Origin of the sequence: Streptomyces sp. Je 1-369, from assembly GCF_026810505.1 — a bacterium.
Lineage (GTDB): Bacteria > Actinomycetota > Actinomycetes > Streptomycetales > Streptomycetaceae > Streptomyces.
Map to the genome: position 1 here is coordinate 5,475,268 of NZ_CP101750.1, position 15,369 is coordinate 5,490,636.

At 70.5% G+C, this 15,369-nt stretch carries 16 protein-coding genes and 1 pseudogene; 11 read left to right on the plus strand and 6 right to left on the minus strand.

The window, feature by feature from the left end:
• The first annotated feature begins 5 nt into the window (after positions 1–5).
• From NOO62_RS25040 to NOO62_RS25055, 4 genes are read left to right on the plus strand one after another with little or no spacing between them, the layout of a single operon-like run.
• On the plus strand, positions 6–1,355 hold the full coding sequence (locus NOO62_RS25040; protein ID WP_268773099.1) for a DUF6716 putative glycosyltransferase: 1,350 nt from the start codon (positions 6–8) through the stop codon (positions 1,353–1,355).
• A 26-nt stretch (positions 1,356–1,381) separates the two neighbouring features.
• On the plus strand, positions 1,382–2,707 hold the full coding sequence (locus tag NOO62_RS25045) for an N-acylneuraminate cytidylyltransferase (RefSeq protein WP_268773100.1): 1,326 nt from the start codon (positions 1,382–1,384) through the stop codon (positions 2,705–2,707).
• Between the two features lie 14 nt (positions 2,708–2,721).
• Positions 2,722–3,675, plus strand: coding sequence for an N-acetylneuraminate synthase family protein (locus NOO62_RS25050; protein ID WP_268773101.1), 954 nt, complete (start codon positions 2,722–2,724; stop codon positions 3,673–3,675).
• Between the two features lie 38 nt (positions 3,676–3,713).
• Complete coding sequence (locus NOO62_RS25055) at positions 3,714–4,823, plus strand: hypothetical protein (RefSeq protein ID WP_268773102.1); 1,110 nt, start codon at positions 3,714–3,716, stop codon at positions 4,821–4,823.
• Positions 4,824–4,826: 3 nt separating this feature from the next.
• Here NOO62_RS25055 and NOO62_RS25060 read toward each other — a convergent pair whose 3' ends face one another.
• The gene (locus tag NOO62_RS25060; RefSeq protein WP_268773103.1) at positions 4,827–5,288 is read right to left on the minus strand and encodes a protein-tyrosine phosphatase family protein; all 462 of its coding nucleotides are present in this window, start codon (positions 5,286–5,288) and stop codon (positions 4,827–4,829) included.
• Between the two features lie 40 nt (positions 5,289–5,328).
• Here NOO62_RS25060 and NOO62_RS25065 point away from each other — a divergent pair, with 40 nt between their 5' ends.
• Entirely contained in the window at positions 5,329–5,889 is a 561-nt protein-coding gene (locus NOO62_RS25065; protein ID WP_268773104.1) for a cysteine hydrolase, read from the plus strand.
• 29 nt (positions 5,890–5,918) lie between these two features.
• A pseudogene (locus NOO62_RS25070) lies at positions 5,919–6,068 on the plus strand (GNAT family N-acetyltransferase); the annotation flags it as partial.
• 11 nt (positions 6,069–6,079) lie between these two features.
• Here NOO62_RS25070 and NOO62_RS25075 read toward each other — a convergent pair.
• The 4 genes from NOO62_RS25075 to NOO62_RS25090 form a co-directional block, all read right to left on the minus strand.
• Positions 6,080–6,292: a DUF397 domain-containing protein gene (locus NOO62_RS25075; RefSeq protein ID WP_268773105.1), complete on the minus strand. Its 213-nt coding sequence runs from the start codon at positions 6,290–6,292 to the stop codon at positions 6,080–6,082.
• A 243-nt stretch (positions 6,293–6,535) separates the two neighbouring features.
• The gene (locus NOO62_RS25080; RefSeq protein WP_321170601.1) at positions 6,536–6,745 is read right to left on the minus strand and encodes a DUF397 domain-containing protein; all 210 of its coding nucleotides are present in this window, start codon (positions 6,743–6,745) and stop codon (positions 6,536–6,538) included.
• On the minus strand, positions 6,745–6,957 hold the full coding sequence (locus tag NOO62_RS25085) for a DUF397 domain-containing protein (RefSeq protein ID WP_268773106.1): 213 nt from the start codon (positions 6,955–6,957) through the stop codon (positions 6,745–6,747). Before NOO62_RS25085 ends, NOO62_RS25080 begins: the two co-directional genes overlap by 1 nt.
• A 12-nt stretch (positions 6,958–6,969) precedes the next feature.
• On the minus strand, positions 6,970–7,824 hold the full coding sequence (locus NOO62_RS25090) for a helix-turn-helix domain-containing protein (protein WP_268773107.1): 855 nt from the start codon (positions 7,822–7,824) through the stop codon (positions 6,970–6,972).
• A 229-nt stretch (positions 7,825–8,053) separates the two neighbouring features.
• On the opposite strand from NOO62_RS25090, the gene NOO62_RS25095 reads away from it, so the two are divergent.
• Complete coding sequence (locus NOO62_RS25095; protein WP_268773108.1) at positions 8,054–8,515, plus strand: ATP-binding protein; 462 nt, start codon at positions 8,054–8,056, stop codon at positions 8,513–8,515.
• A gap of 18 nt (positions 8,516–8,533) precedes the next feature.
• Here NOO62_RS25095 and NOO62_RS25100 read toward each other — a convergent pair whose 3' ends face one another.
• Complete coding sequence (locus NOO62_RS25100) at positions 8,534–10,030, minus strand: MFS transporter (RefSeq protein ID WP_268773109.1); 1,497 nt, start codon at positions 10,028–10,030, stop codon at positions 8,534–8,536.
• 99 nt (positions 10,031–10,129) lie between these two features.
• On the opposite strand from NOO62_RS25100, the gene NOO62_RS25105 reads away from it, so the two are divergent.
• The 4 genes from NOO62_RS25105 to NOO62_RS25120 all read left to right on the plus strand — a co-directional run bounded on the left by NOO62_RS25105 (position 10,130) and on the right by NOO62_RS25120 (position 15,242).
• On the plus strand, positions 10,130–11,047 hold the full coding sequence (locus tag NOO62_RS25105; protein ID WP_268773110.1) for a LysR family transcriptional regulator: 918 nt from the start codon (positions 10,130–10,132) through the stop codon (positions 11,045–11,047).
• A 373-nt stretch (positions 11,048–11,420) separates the two neighbouring features.
• Positions 11,421–12,662: a M20 family metallopeptidase gene (locus NOO62_RS25110; RefSeq protein WP_268775763.1), complete on the plus strand. Its 1,242-nt coding sequence runs from the start codon at positions 11,421–11,423 to the stop codon at positions 12,660–12,662.
• Positions 12,663–12,806: 144 nt separating this feature from the next.
• A complete protein-coding gene (locus NOO62_RS25115) occupies positions 12,807–13,925 on the plus strand; it encodes a BMP family lipoprotein (RefSeq protein ID WP_414930877.1) in 1,119 nt (372 codons plus the stop codon).
• A gap of 264 nt (positions 13,926–14,189) precedes the next feature.
• Positions 14,190–15,242, plus strand: coding sequence for a BMP family lipoprotein (locus NOO62_RS25120; RefSeq protein WP_268773111.1), 1,053 nt, complete (start codon positions 14,190–14,192; stop codon positions 15,240–15,242).
• Positions 15,243–15,369: the final 127 nt, after the last annotated feature.

Sequence of the window (15,369 nt, forward strand, 5' to 3'; positions counted from 1 at the left end):
GGGACGTGCAAGGAAGTCATCGAAACCCGCTGCGGGTCGCCGTACTCGCCGACTCCGATACGCGATGGAAATGGGGCGCTCTCACCGCGAACCGCATCGTATCGGACAGTCGGCTCAGCGGCTTCCTGCTCCGCGGCCGGGCCACTCCCACGCCCCGGCAGCTCGAGGAAGTGGGCGTGCGCGCGGATGCGCTGCGCGAGGTCACGGCCGTCGAGTTCCTGCGTGAGATGGAGCGGGACGCACCCGACGTGATCGTGCTCGCCCTGGTGGGCGGGGCGGTCCAGGCGGTCCTGCACGGACTCGCCCGCATCACGCAGGACGCCCGCCTCACGGGCGGCCCGGCGCGCCGCTCCGTCGTCGTCACCGGCTACGTCGGCGTCGTCTACGAGAAGCTCGCCGACGGTCTCCTCCTGCGGCACGGCGCGGACGTCGTCCTCGCCAACTCCCGGCAGGACGCGGAGCGGTTCCGCACCGTGTACGAAGGAGTGGGCGCCGACGCGTCGGCGGTGACGGAGGCCGCGCTGCCGTTCCTCGGCGGAGCGTCGTACGACGAGCGTGACCGGCGCGACGGAGACGACCCCTACACCGTCGTCTTCGCCGCCCAGCCCTCCGTCCCCGAGACCGCCGCGCACCGCACCTACCTCCTGCGCCGCCTCGCCGAGCACGCCCGCCTGCACCCCGACCGCGAGGTCCTGCTCAAGCTGCGCAGCAAGCCCGGCGAGCACACCACGCACATCGAGGAGCTGCCCTACCAGAAGCTGTCGCAGCGACTCGACGGCGGCCTGCCGCCCAACTGCCGTCTCGTGTACGGGCACATGGGCGAGGTCCTGGACCGCACCGACCTACTGGTCACCGTCAGCTCCACGGCCGCGCTCGAATCCCTGCACCGCCGCATCCCCACCGCCGTCCTCACCGACCTCGGGGTGCGCGAGGCGCTCGGCAACCACCACTTCACCGGATCCGGGTGCCTCGCCTCCTGGGACCAGCTCGACGCGGGCCACCTGCCCGTGCCCGACGAGAGGTGGCTGGCACGGCAGGGCGTCGCCGCCGACGGAGCGTACGAGAACGCCTTCGACGCGGCGCGGGAACGGGTCGCCGACCTCCTCGGCACCGCGGCCGCGGGCGGCCTCCCGCCCCTCGCGCCGTACTACAGCCCCAGCACGGCCGGCGGCTACCTGCCCGGCATCCTCGCCCGCCACCACCTCGGCCCCGACGGCGCACCGCTGCCGGGCGCCCCCACGGGCGACAAGGACCCCGGCCCCGTACGGCAGATCGTGCGCCGCGCAGCCCGCGGCGCGTACCGCCACGGAGTGCAGCGCGTGGCCCCCGTCATCCGCCGGATGGGCGAGCTGTGAGCCCCCGTCCCCTCCAAGGAGCCCCCATGTCCCACCCCGGCCCAGCAGGTACGCAGGCCCGCCGCGTGCTCGCCGTCATCCCCGCCCGCGGCGGCTCCAAGGGCGTCCCCGCCAAGAACCTCGCCCCGGTCGGCGGCGTGCCGCTGGTGGCCCGCGCCATCCGCGCCTGCCTGGCCGCCCGGCTCGTCACCGACGTCGTCGTCTCCACCGACGACCACGTGATCGCCGAGGCCGCCCGGCACGCCGGCGCCGAAGTGGTGCTGCGCCCCGCCGCGATCGCCGGGGACACCGCGACCAGCGAAGCGGCCGTGCTGCATGCCATGGACGCCCACGAGGCGCTGCACGGCGCGACCGTGGGCGTCGTCCTGCTCGTGCAGTGCACCAGCCCCTTCCTCACCGCCGAGGACGTCGACGGCGTGGCCGCCGCGGTCGCCGAGCACGGCGCCGACACCGCCGTCACGGTGGCGCCCTTCCACGGCTTCATCTGGCGCGACGCGGCGGACGACGCGACGGAGGACGGCGCGGCGGGCATCGGCACGCACCGCACCGACTCCGTGGGCGGCACCACCGCGACCCTCGCAGCCAACTCCACCCACGCCCGCGGCGGCTACGGCGTCAACCACGACAAATCGTTCCGCCCGCGCCGCCAGGACCGCCCCCAGGACCTCCTGGAGACCGGCGCCGCCTACGCCATGGACGCGGCGGGCTTCCGCACCGAGAAGCACCGCTTCTTCGGCCGCACCGAACCCGTCCGCACCGACCCGGCCCGCGTCCTGGAGGTCGACGACCCGCACGACCTCGCCCGGGCCCGCGCGCTCGCCCCGCTCTTCGACGCGGACCTCCCCGAAGGCGACGCCGCCCTCCCGACCGCCGCCGACATCGACGCGGTCGTCCTCGACTTCGACGGCACCCAGACCGACGACAGGGTGCTGATCGACTCCGATGGACGGGAGTTCGTCTCCGTGCACCGCGGCGACGGACTCGGCATCGCGGCCCTCCGCAGGAGCGGCCTGAACATGCTGATCCTGTCCACGGAACAGAACCCGGTCGTCGCCGCGCGCGCCAGGAAGCTGAAGCTCCCCGTGCTGCACGGCATCGACCGGAAAGACCTCGCACTGAAGCAGTGGTGCGAGGAACAGGGCATCGCTCCCGAGCGCGTGCTCTACGTCGGAAACGACGTCAATGACCTCCCGTGCTTCGCCCTCGTGGGCTGGCCCGTGGCGGTCGCGAGCGCCCACGACGTCGTACGCGGCGCCGCACGCGCGGTCACCACCGTCCCCGGTGGTGAGGGCGCGATCCGAGAGATCGCCAGCTGGATCCTCGGCCCCTCTCTCGACTCCCTCCACAATTAAGGACTGTTCCCACCATGAGCAACATCACCTCCATCGGTGCCAACTCCCGCCTCCGCCGCTTCGGTTCGAAGACGGCCGGTCCCGGCCAGCCCGTCTACATCACCGGCGAGATCGGCATCAACCACAACGGCGACCTGGAGAACGCGTTCAAGCTGATCGACGTGGCCGCCGAGGCGGGCTGCGACGCGGTGAAGTTCCAGAAGCGCACCCCGGAGATCTGCACCCCGCGCGACCAGTGGGACATCGAGCGCGACACCCCCTGGGGCCGCATGACGTACATCGACTACCGCCACCGCGTGGAGTTCGGCGAGTCCGAGTACCAGGCCATCAGCGAGCACTGCGCCAAGCGCGGCATCGACTGGTTCGCCTCCCCGTGGGACACCGAGGCCGTCGCCTTCCTGGAGAAGTTCGACCTGCCCGCCCACAAGGTCGCCTCCGCCTCGCTCACCGACGACGAGCTGCTCCGCGCCCTGCGCGCCACGGGCCGCACGGTCATCCTCTCCACGGGCATGTCGACCCCGAAGCAGATCCGCCACGCGGTGGAGGTGCTCGGCTCCGACAACATCCTGATGTGCCACGCCACGTCGACGTACCCGGCGCAGGCGGAGGAGCTCAACCTCCGCGTCATCAACACCCTCCAGGCCGAGTACCCGAACGTCCCGATCGGCTACTCCGGCCACGAGACCGGCCTCCAGACCACGCTGGCCGCCGTCGCCCTCGGCGCCACGTTCGTCGAGCGCCACATCACCCTCGACCGCGCCATGTGGGGCTCCGACCAGGCCGCGTCGGTGGAACCCCAGGGCCTCACCCGCCTGGTCCGCGACATCCGCACCATCGAGGCGTCCCTCGGTGACGGCGTCAAGAAGGTCTACGAGTCCGAGCTCGGCCCGATGAAGAAGCTGCGCCGCGTCGCGGGCGTCGTGGCCGAGGCCGAGACCGCCGCCGACGCCGAGCCGGTCGCGGTCTGAACACGCGACCCGCATTAACGGGAGACGGACACACGACGATGAGCCCCCGAGTCGGCCGAGCCGCCGACACCACGACCGCCCCGGAAGGGGCGGACTCCACGCTCGCCTTCGTGGAGAGCCCGGTGCAGCTCCTGAACGTCCTGGAGTGGGCGCACGCCGCGGCCGCGACAGGCCCGGCCGGGGGCCTCACCGTCGTCGTCCTCTCCCCGAACGACCCCATGACGCGCGGCCAGTTGCGCCGGATGGCACAGCTCGCCCGCGACGAGGGCGTCGAAGTGCGCTGGGAGGAGGCGCGCGGCGGCGCGTCGGCGCCCTTCCACACGGTGGGCGGCCTCGCGGGCGCCCTGCGGCGGGCCGACCGGGTCGTCATCGGCGACCCGTTCTCCCGCTACGTACAGCTCCTCCTCACGATCACCCGGGCCCGCTCCCTGGTCGTCGTCGACGACGGCACGGCCACGATGGAGTTCATCGCCCAGCTGGCCCGCGGCGAACGCCTCCAGCGCTGGCACCGCAAGGGCGGGCGCCCCGGCCCCCGCGACCTGCTCTTCGCCCCGGTCTCGGCCTCGGCGCGCCGCCGCCTCACCCCGGGCGGTACGCGCACGGTGGAGGTCTTCTCCTCCATGCCGATAGACAGCGCACCGGACGGCGTGACGGTCACGGCCAACGCCTTCGCCTGGACCCGGGAACGCTTCGGCCCACCCCGCATCACACGCGGCGCCGACCTGGTCGGCACGTCGCTGGTGGAGACGGGCGTGGTCGACCCGGACCGCTACATCGAAGCGGTCATCGCCCTCTCCCGCACCCACGGCGCGACCCGCTACTTCGCGCACCGCCGCGAAAGCTCCGAAAAACTCCACCGGCTCGCCGTCGAGACGGGCCTCCAGGTGGTCCGCCCGGACCTCCCCCTGGAACTCATCGCCCGCCGCGGCCCCATCGGCCGTACGATCCTCAGCTTCCCCTCGACCGTCGTCCACACCCTGCCCCTGGCCCTGGCGGGCACGGAGGTCAAGGTGGCGGTCTGCGACATCGACCCGGCCTGGCTCACGGATACGGCGTCGCCGCGCGCCCAGGGCTTCCTGTCGGGCGTGACGGGCACGGCGCGCGACGTCCACCGCCTGACATCAGTACGCCATACGGCACCGGCGTGAGGCCTAGGGGGCGAACCTCTGGACGTACCGCCGCTGCCAGGGCGTCTCGACGGCACGCCGGTCGTAGTGCTCGCGTACATACGACACGGCCTCGGCCGCAGGCACCCCGTCGAGCACGGCAACACAGGCGAGGGCCGTCCCGGTCCGCCCGCGCCCACCCCCGCACGCCACCTCGACCCGCTCCCCGGCGGCCCGCTCCCACACCTCGCGCAACACGTCCCGCGCGAGCTCCCGATCCCGGGGCAGCCGAAAGTCGGGCCAGGGCAACCACCGCGCCTCCCAAGCCACTTCGGGCGGCCGCTTCCCGAGCAGATAGACCCCGAAGTCGGGCAGGTCCCCGTCCGGCAGCGGATGCCGAAGGCCCCGCCCCCGGACGAGCCGCCCGGAGGGCAGCCGTAAAACCCCGGCGGCACCGCTGGCCCATGTGCTTGTCTCATCGCTCTCGGGCATGTCTGGAAGCGTCATGCCCCGGAGGCTAAGCGAAGGCGACGGGAAGGACGGCGACATGACGAACACCGCGCTCCTGGTGATGGACGTCCAGCGGGACGTCGTGGAGCTGGCGGACGACGGCTCCGGATACCTCCTGCGGCTGCGCACGGCGATCGACGCGGCACGGACGGCGGGCATACCGGTGATCTACGTGGTGATGGGCTTGCGCCCGGACGTACCGGACGCCACCCTGCCCACCGCGATCGTCCGCAACGTCGTGCAGGCGGGCCTGTTCACGGAGGGCGCCCGCGGCAGCGAGATCCACCCCGACGTCGCGCCGCTGCCCCGCGAGACCGTGGTGACCAAGCGGCGGGCCAGCGCGTTCTCGGGCAGCGACATGGACCTGGTGCTAAGGGCCCACGACATCGACCGCCTCATCCTCACAGGCATCGCCACCAGCGGCGTAGTCCTGCACACCGCGTGCCGCGCGAACGACATGGACATCCCCCTGACGATCTTGTCGGACGCGTGCCTGGACCTGGACCCGGACGTCCACCGCACCCTCACGGAGAAACTGTTCCCCCAATGGGCGGAGGTCACCACGGCCGCGGCCTGGGCGGAGTCGATCGCCAAGTGATCGCGTACGTATGGCGGACGCCTTCGAGGATCGGTGCCGGGCTCGTCGCCCGTGCCGTACGGGGCGCGCGGGACGCCCACTGCGAGTGGCTGCACGTCGACTTCGACGACAAGCTCCGAGGCTTCTACTTGGAGGCGTGCGGGTTCCGGGAGACGGGGGCGGGGCTCATCGCCCTGTGAACCCGAGCAAGTCACCGCCGCCGGGCACGCACACCGGCTCCTCTGTTCTTGACGGCGCATACGAGCGTGCCGAGTTGGGCCCGGGTTGCTTGAAGGATGACGTCCGGGTCGTCGCTCTCGCGGAGACGGATGGTTCCGTCGGGGGCGGTGGCGACGTAGACACAGTCGGAGCCGTCCGGGCTGAAGGTGGACTTCTGCCAGGTGTGTCGAGGTACGGGCGTCACTGCTTACCGGCTCCGGAGGATGGTGGTGATGAAGTCGCGGGTCGCCGCGAGCTGGAGCGCGACGGCCTCGATGCGGTCGAGGATAGTTCGGTACTTCGCCAACTGGGCCTAGGCGCCGGGAAGTCGCAGTCCCGCCCTCGGACCAGCCGACCGGAGGGCAGCCGGAGAACGGGCTCCTCATTCGAGGGCGCCGACGTCGGTCGACGCGGAAGCATCCTTAACGGCCAGCGCCCCGTACTTGGCTCACAGCGACCTCTCGCGCGATGCGTCCTTGACGGCGCGTATGAGTGCGCTGAGTTGGCTGAGGGATGTGGTGAGGACGACCTCGGGGTCGTCGCTCTCGCGGAGGTGGGTTGTTCCGTCGGGGGCGGTGGCGATGTTGACGCAGGAGGAGGCCTCTTGGCTGTACGTCGACTTCTGCCAGGCGAGTTCGGTCACGGTTTTGTGTTCCATCACTTCTGAGTGGTGGATACCGGGGCGGCTTGTGCGCCACTGCCCTTGTAGCTGGTTATGAGGGCGCCCAGTTGGGCGCGGCTTGCTCGGAGGATGACGTCCGGGTCGTCGCTTTCGCGGAGGTGGATGGTTCCGTCGGGGGCGGTGGCGATGTAGACGCAGGAGGAGGCTTCCGAGCTGTACGTGGACTTTTGCCAGGTGAGTTCGGGCACGGTTTTGTTCCTTTACTTCTGGGTGGCGGCTGCCTGGGCGATCAGTTCTCGGGAATCGTCCGCAGTGAGCGCTAGCTTCTCCAGTCGGTCCAGGACTGCGGCGTAGCGCTCCAGCTGGGCCGCTGCATCAAGAAACTCGCTTCCGTGATCGGTGTCCAACTGGACCGTGTCGAGCTGGGTGACCGGTCCGTAGGCGTAGTCGATCCCCTGCCCTGAGCCAGGGAAGGCGCCCCGGCCGAACGGGATGACGAGCACGGAGACGTGGGCCCGTTCACTCGTCTCCACGAGGTGATTGAGCTGTTCTGCCGCGACGGTAGGGCCTCCGACCTGCATGTGGAGTGCCGCTTCGTGGATCAGAGCGGTGTACGGGAGCGGAATACTCCGGTGCAGTACTGCCTGGCGCTTGATCCGGTACGACATCAGGTGCTCGACCTCATGGGGAAGGCGAGGCGGGACGGCGTCTGTGAACAGTGCGCGGGCGTGCTGTGCCGTCTGCAGCAACCCCGGGATGTGCAAGGCCTGTGCGACACGCAGTGCGTCGGCGTGGTGTTCGAGCTCCGCGAGGTCCAGCATGCCGTTCGGCAGGTGCCCCCGGTATTCCTCCCACCATCCACGTGTACGGCCCCCCGTCATGTCGACGAGAGCGCTGATCAGAGCCTCGTCCGAGCAGGCGTAGTTGCGGGCGATGACGCGGACGCGGTCGGCGCCCACCGCGTACCGGCCTGCCTCGATGTTGCTGATGCGTGACTGGTTGACGCCCAGCAGGGCGGCGGCCCGGACGGTGGAGAGTCCGGCGCGATCGCGCAGTTTTCGCAGCTCGGCGCCGAGGCGCTGCTGGCGGAGCGTGGGGGTCTTGCTGGGAGGCATTCAGTTCCCTTCGGGCCCGGAACAGGGGAGGTATGTCACCCACAGGAGTGGCTATGGCCTCCCTTACTCCGTATCGATGGAATATAGGCCACTCACAAGCCTACGGTGTGACTCGAACCGCTCAACTGCCCTGCCCCGCAAGCCGGAAGCGCACCGCACCGCACGGCGCGGCATGCCACCGCCAGGGCACGGCAGAGGGCGAGCCGAACTCCGCCCCCAAGGAGGCGACATGGAAACCGTATCCCCGCCCCGCACCTGGTCGTACGCCCTTCACCTGCCCCACGACCCCCAGGCGCCCCGCATCGCCCGCATGACCTCCCGCGCAGTACTCCCCGCGTACGGAATGGCCGAACTCGCCGACGTAGCCGAGCTGCTGACATCCGAGCTGGTCACCAACGCCTACCGGCACTCCGCAGGACCCGCCGCCCTCCGGCTGCACGGTACCGACGACCCGTACGGGCTTCGGGTGAGCGTGTGGGACAGCAATCCGCACATCCCCGCTCCCTTCGACAAACCTCCTTGCCGGAGCGGGTCACTGGGGGCCGTACCGCACGAGGCCGACAGCGGACGCGGGCTCGGCCTCGTGGCGCAGTGGGCCCAGGCGTGGGGCGGCCATCCGCTCGGCGACGACCTCTTCGGGAGAGGCGGCAAGCTGCTGTGGTTCGAGTTGCGGGCGCCGGAACAGGTGTGAGGAGGCGTGGGGAGGGGATCAGCGCGCCGCGGAAGCATCGACAGCGTCGGCAGCGTCCGCAGGAGCGCGGTCCCCGGCGGGCCCGCCCGATGCCACCACAGGCGCCCCCCGCTTCGTCCGCAGCCCGAACGCGCTGACCAGCACGGCGAGCAGAGCGGCGACCAGGGGCACCCAGAGCGCGGCCCGGTACCCGTTGAGGAGGGCTGAGGGTGAACTCGACGCTGTCGCCGCGATGTTGACCGCCGTCACCATGGACAGGCCGACCGCCGCGCCGAACTGGAACGACGTGTAGAGCAGCGCGCCGGCCAGGCCCTGTTCCCTCTCCGCCACGCCCTGCGTGGCGACGATGGTGAGCGGGCCGTACGCGAGCGAGAACGCGAGGCCGAGCAGGAGCAGGGTGGGGAACATCATCGCGTACGTCCAGTCGGCGCCGACCGGCAGGAACAGGGCGTACGCGAGCGCGGCGAGCAGCAGACCGCCGAAGATCACCCGGGCGTTGCCGAAACGGTTCACGAGCCGGGGCGTGAGAAGAGGGGAGAGGACCGCGTCGACGCCCATCACGAGCATCGCGAAGCTGGTCTTCAGCGTCGACCAGTCCCGCAGCTCCTGGAGGTAGAGCACGACCAGGAACTGGAAGCCGAAGAAGCCCGCCGCCAGGAGCAGCGCGGAGGCGTTGGCACGCGCCAGCGGGCCGCTCCGCAGAATTCCCAGACGCACCAGCGGGATCGCCGCCCGGCGCTCGACCGTGACGAACACGGCCAGCAGGGCGAGCCCCGCCCCGACGGTGAGCGCGGTCCAGGCGGACGTCGTGTGCGTGGCGCGCTCCACGCCGAGCACCAGCAGCACGATGGCGGCGGTGATCGTGACCCCGCCCGCCACGTCGACGCGCTGCCCCGTCCGGTCAGGGCGCGGCGACCTGGGCACGACGGTGAGGGCGCCGACGAGGATGACGGCGGAGAGCACGACGGGTGCGAAGAACACCCAGCGCCAGCCGAGCCCGGTGAGCAGCCCGCCGACGACGAGGCCGATGGAGAAGCCCCCGGCCGCCGTGCCGGAGTAGAAGAGCAGCGCCTTGTTGCGGCGCGGGCCCTCCTGGAACCCGGTGGTGATGATGGAGAGGCCCGCCGGGGTCATGAACGCCGCGGCGACGCCCGTGACGAAGCGGGCGACGACCAGCATCCAGCCCTCCGTGGCGAGGCCGCCGAGCCCGGAGAAGACGAGGAAGACGCAGAGCCAGAGGACGAACATCCGGCGGCGCCCGAAGAGGTCGGCGGCCCGCCCGCCGAGCAGCATGAACCCGCCGTACCCGAGGACGTACGCGCTCATGACCCACTGCAGCGAGCCGGTGGACAGGCCGAGGTCGGCGCGGATGGAGGGGAGGGCGACGTTGAGCATGGCGATGTCGATGCCCTCCAGGAAGATCGCGCCGCAGAGGACGAGGAGGACGATCCGCTCGCGCCCTGTGAAGGGCCGACCGGGGGGCTGGTGCGCGTGCGGCGTGAGGTTCTGGCTCATGGCGTCAGCCTCGGGCGGGCCCGGTCGCGGAACAACGGCGAACATCGCAACGTTCGTTCAGCCAGGCTGACCGATGCGGAACGACCTGGGGGTACGGCGATGGAACGCGACGAACTGGAGTGCTTTCTGCTCCTCGCCGACGAGCTGCACTTCGGCCGCACCGCCGAGCGCATGCGGCTGTCCCGGGCCCGGGTGAGCCAGCTCGTGCAGCGCCTCGAACGCCGTGTCGGCGCCCCGCTGTTCATCCGCACCAGCCGCCGCGTGGGCCTCACCGCGCTCGGCCGTCAGCTGCGCGCCGACCTCGAACCGCACCACCGCGCCATCGAGGCCGCCCTGGAGCGCGCCGTGGCCACCGCGCGCGGCATCGACTCCGTCCTCCACGTGGGCTTCGCCAACCCGCTCACCGGCGAGATCGTCATGAAGGCGACGGAGGCTTTGCGCGTCAGCCACCCCGGTCTGGCGGTGGAGGTGTGCGAGGTTCCCCTCGGTGACCCGTACGGGCAGCTGCGCAAGGGCAAGTTCGATGTGCAGCTGACGGAGTTCCCGGTACGGGAGGAGGACCTGCGCGGCGGATCGGTGCTGCTCGCGGAGGACCGTGTCCTGGCCCTGCCCTCGTCCCACCCCTTGGCCGCACGCCCCTCCGTGACCCGCGAGGACCTGGCGGACGTGCCGCTCCTCACCATCGACGGCGACGTCCCCGACTACTGGCTCGACCACCACGCCCCGCCCCGCACCCCCGGCGGCCGCCCCATCGGCCGGGGCCCCGGCGTGACGAACACGCAGGAGGCGCTGACGCTGGTGGCGGCGGGCAAGGGCGCCCTCCTGGCTCCCGCCCACACCGCCACGTACTTCGCCCGCCCCGGCGTCACCTACGTCCCCCTCACGGACGCGGAGCCGACGGGCTACGGCCTGGTCTGGCGCAGGGACCGGGAGACCGGCGCGGTGGCGGCGTTCGCACGGACGGCACGGGAGGCCGCGGCGGAGATCAGGACCGAGGCGGGCCTGATCGCCCTCTGAGCCCACCCACGCCGCACCGCCGACCCGAGCACGACTTCACGGCCGGTGGCCTGCCGGGCTGGGCCTGCTACGCACAGGCCGCCGAACTGGGGGGCGAAACGGGTGTGACGGGCGGAACAGCGTAAACCGCCCTACTCGTGTTCTGCTGTATACCGCTGATCGCGTGGCCGCCCCTGCTGGCAGCGGTCGCCCTCGCCCACTACAGGCGCCGGACGACTTCCGCATCCCCCGAGGCGGCGTAAGAATCTACCCATCCCGATCGGCGGCCATGCGCCACGAGGCCAGTAATTCTTCCCCTATCGGGCTGAACTTTTGTTGATCGTGGGTTAGTTGGCCGTTGCATCGCCTTACCCTTCAGAGGGTGAACCAACTGATGTCCAGTGTGTCCGAAGAGGTGTCCGACGGCGTGTCCGGAGCGGAGTCCGCACCCGCGGCACCACTCCCCGGCGCGCTGCCCGAAACGCTCCGTGCCGAACTGGTCGCTTTCCGTCGCGACCTGCACATGCACCCCGAGCTCGGCCACCAGGAGTTCCGTACCACCGCGGCCCTCAAGGCCCGCCTGGAGGAGGCGGGCCTCCAGCCCCGTGTCCTCGCCACCGGCACGGGGCTCATCTGTGACATCGGCCGGCCCTCCACACGCCCCATGCTCGCCCTGCGCGCCGACATCGACGCGCTGCCCATCCCCGACACCAAGCTCGGCGTCCCGTACCGCTCGACCGTCCCCGACCGCGCCCACGCCTGCGGCCACGACGTGCACACCACCGTCGTCCTCGGCGCCGGGCTCGTCCTCGCCGGCCTCGCGGAGAAGGGGCAGCTGCCCTTTCCGGTGCGGTTGATCTTCCAGCCCGCCGAGGAGGTCCTGCCCGGCGGTGCCACCGACGCCATCGAGTCCGGCGCCCTCGAAGGCGTCGGCAGGATCATCGCCGTGCACTGCGACCCCCGGGTCGACGCGGGCCGCATCGGCCTGCGGCACGGCCCCATCACCTCCGCCTGCGACCGTCTCGAGGTCTCCCTCGACGGACCCGGCGGGCACACCGCGCGACCGCACCTCACCACGGACCTCGTCACCGCCGCCGCCAAGGTCGCCACCGACGTCCCCGCCCTGGTCTCCCGCCGCGCCGACGCCCGCTCCGGGCTCGTCGTGACCTGGGGCCGCATCGAGACGGGCCACGCCCCGAACGTCATCCCGCAGCACGCCGAGCTCTCCGGCACCGTGCGCTGCCTCGACCTCAGGGCCTGGCGGGACGCGCCCGACCTGGTGCACGGCGCCGTCCAGGAGGTCGCCGACCTCTACCGCGCGAAGTCCGAGATCAACTACATCCGCGGTGTGCCGCCCGTCGTCAACGACGGCACGATCAGTGATCTGCTGCGTGACGCGATGATCGAGCGGCGCGGCGTGCACTCCGTCGAGGACACCGAGCAGAGCCTCGGCGGCGAGGACTTCTCCTGGTACCTGGAGCACGTGCCCGGCGCCATGGCCCGGCTCGGCGTGCGCGACCCGGGGGAACGCGCCGTCCGCGACCTCCACCAAGGTGACTTCGACGTCGACGAGACGGCGATCACGGCGGGCGTGGAACTGTTCACCGCCGCCGTGCTGTTGGACGCGATGCAGTAGAGGCACGACGGAGGCGACGTACCGACCAAAAGCACGAAGAGGTAACGGCACCGCGGAAAACCGTTCCCTCGCCTTTCTACGCGCGTTAATGTGCGCCGAAATCAGCGCCGTATGCGGCGAATTGGCGATCAAGGGGTGCTTCCTGTGCGTCGTCTCTCTTCGACATCCCGTAAATCCCGTACATCCCGGAAATCTCGCGCCACCCACATCACCGCCGCCGTCGCCGTCCTCGCCCTCGCGGTGGCCGGCTGCGGCAAGACGAGCAACGAGGCCTCGCAGGAAGACGAGGGCAGGGACAACGGCTCCGCCGGGTCGTCGTACAAGGGCAAGGGCATCGGACTCGCGTACGACATCGGCGGGCAGGGCGACCAGTCCTTCAACGACGCCGCCTACGCGGGCTACAAGAAGGCCCGCGAGGAGTTCAAGATCGGCGGCGTGGACATGGAGCCGGGCGACGGCGAGTCCAGCGCCGACAAGGTCCAGCGCCTCGAACAGCTCGCCAAGCAGGGCTACGACCCGGTCATCGGCGTCGGCTTCGTCTACGCGCCCGCCGTGGAGGCCGCCGCCAAGAAGTTCCCCAAGACCACCTTCGGGATCATCGACGACAACACGGTGAAGGCCGACAACGTCGCCGACCTCGTCTTCCACGAGGAGCAGGGCTCCTATCTGGCGGGCGTCGCCGCCGCCAAGGCGAGCAAGGCCAAACACGTCGGGTTCGTCGGGGGCGTGGACATTCCGCTCATCCACAAATTCGAGGCCGGATTCGTGCAGGGTGTGAAATCCGTCGACCCGAAGATCAAGATCGAGAAGCGGTATCTGACCGAGAAGCCCGAGGAAGGCGGATTCTCCAGCCCGGACAAGGGGCAGAACGCGGCGAGCGGACAGATCGAGTCCGGCGCCGACGTGATCTACCACGCGGCGGGGCTGTCCGGGCAGGGCGTCATCCAGGAGGCTGGTTCGCAGAAGAAGTGGGCCATCGGCGTCGACTCGGACCAGTACAAGCAGAAGGCCCTCGCCAAGTACAAGGACTACATCCTCGGCTCGGCGTTCAAGGACGTCGGCGGCGCGGTGTACGACCTGACGGAGTCCGTCGTCGAGGGCAAGCCGATGACGGGCGAGCAGCGGTACGACCTGAAGTCGGGCCGCGTCGGGTTCTCCGACTCGAACCCGAAGTACACGGCGATGAAGGACGTCGTCGCCGCCGTGGAGAAGGCCGAGAAGGACATCGTCAGCGGCAAGGTCAAGGTCGAGATCGTTCCGTAGCGCATCCGAAGCGCGTCCGTCGTGCATCCGGAGCGCACGATCCGGGACGTTTTACGTAGTACTGCGTGTGGCGACTGGGCGCCTCCCATCAGGGGGGCGCCCACCCTTCGTTCGGCCCCCCGACACCCGGTGGCCACAGCTCGATAACGGACCGGACAGAAGGGTTCTTATGTCAGGTCTACGCGCGTTACGCTGCGGCGAAATCAGCGCCAGGTGAGGCGCTCGAACGTGCTTGTGCTTGCTTGTACTAAGGAGTTCGTCTCTATGCGCCGGGTGTCTCGAATAGCTGTCGCGGGCGCCGCGACCGCCGCTCTTGCCGTAACCGTCTCCGCCTGTGGTGGCACGTCCAGCGACGCCGCCGCGAGCAAGGACGACAAGAACAAGGGCGTCGCCATCGCCTACGACGTCGGCGGCGCCGGCGACCAGTCCTTCAACGACGCCGCGACCGTCGGCATGAAGAAGGCCGCCAAGGAGTTCAAGACCGGCGAGAAGGCCGTCGAGCCGGTCGACGGCGAGTCGGACGCCGACAAGACGCAGCGCCTGACGCAGCTGGCCAAGCAGGGCTACAACCCGGTGATCGGCGTCGGCTACGCGTACGCGCCCGCCATCAAGGAGGTCTCGGAGAAGTTCCCGAAGACCACCTTCGGCATCGTCGACGACGAGACGGTCAAGGCCGACAACGTCTCCGACCTGGTCTTCAGCGAGCAGGAGGCGTCCTACCTCGCGGGCGTCGTCGCCGCCAAGGCCACCAAGTCCAAGACCGTCGGCTTCGTCGGCGGCGTGGACGTCCCGCTGATCCACAAGTTCGAGGCGGGCTTCGCGCAGGGCGTCAAGGACACCAACCCCAAGGTCAAGGTCGTCAAGCAGTACCTGACCGAGAAGGCCGAGGACGGCGGGTTCTCCAGCCCCGACAAGGGCAAGACCGCCGCGCAGGGCCAGATCGAGAAGGGCGCCGACGTGGTCTACCACGCCGCGGGCCTCTCCGGTCAGGGCGTCATCGAGGCCGCCGCCGCCAAGAAGGTCTGGGCGATCGGTGTCGACTCCGACCAGTACAAGCAGGACGCCCTCGCCAAGTACAAGAAGTACATCCTGACCTCGGCGACCAAGGACGTCGCGGGCTCGGTGTACAACCTGGCGAAGGCCGTCGAGGACGGCAACGCCAAGGGCGGCGTCGTCCGCGCCGACCTCAAGTCCGGCGGTGTCGCGCTCGCCGACTCGAACCCCGAGTTCATGAAGATGAAGGATGTCCAGGAGGCCCTGAAGAAGGCCGAAGAGGGCATCAAGGGCGGCAAGATCAAGGTCAAGACCGCTCCGTAAGGCGCAGCCGCCTTGCCGACTGCCGTAACGGCCGGACTGCCGTGACGGCAGCGTGATTCACGTGCAACGGGGTGTGGGGGACGATGGTTCACCCGCGCCCCGTTCGCGCGAGCGACAGCTCAAGACC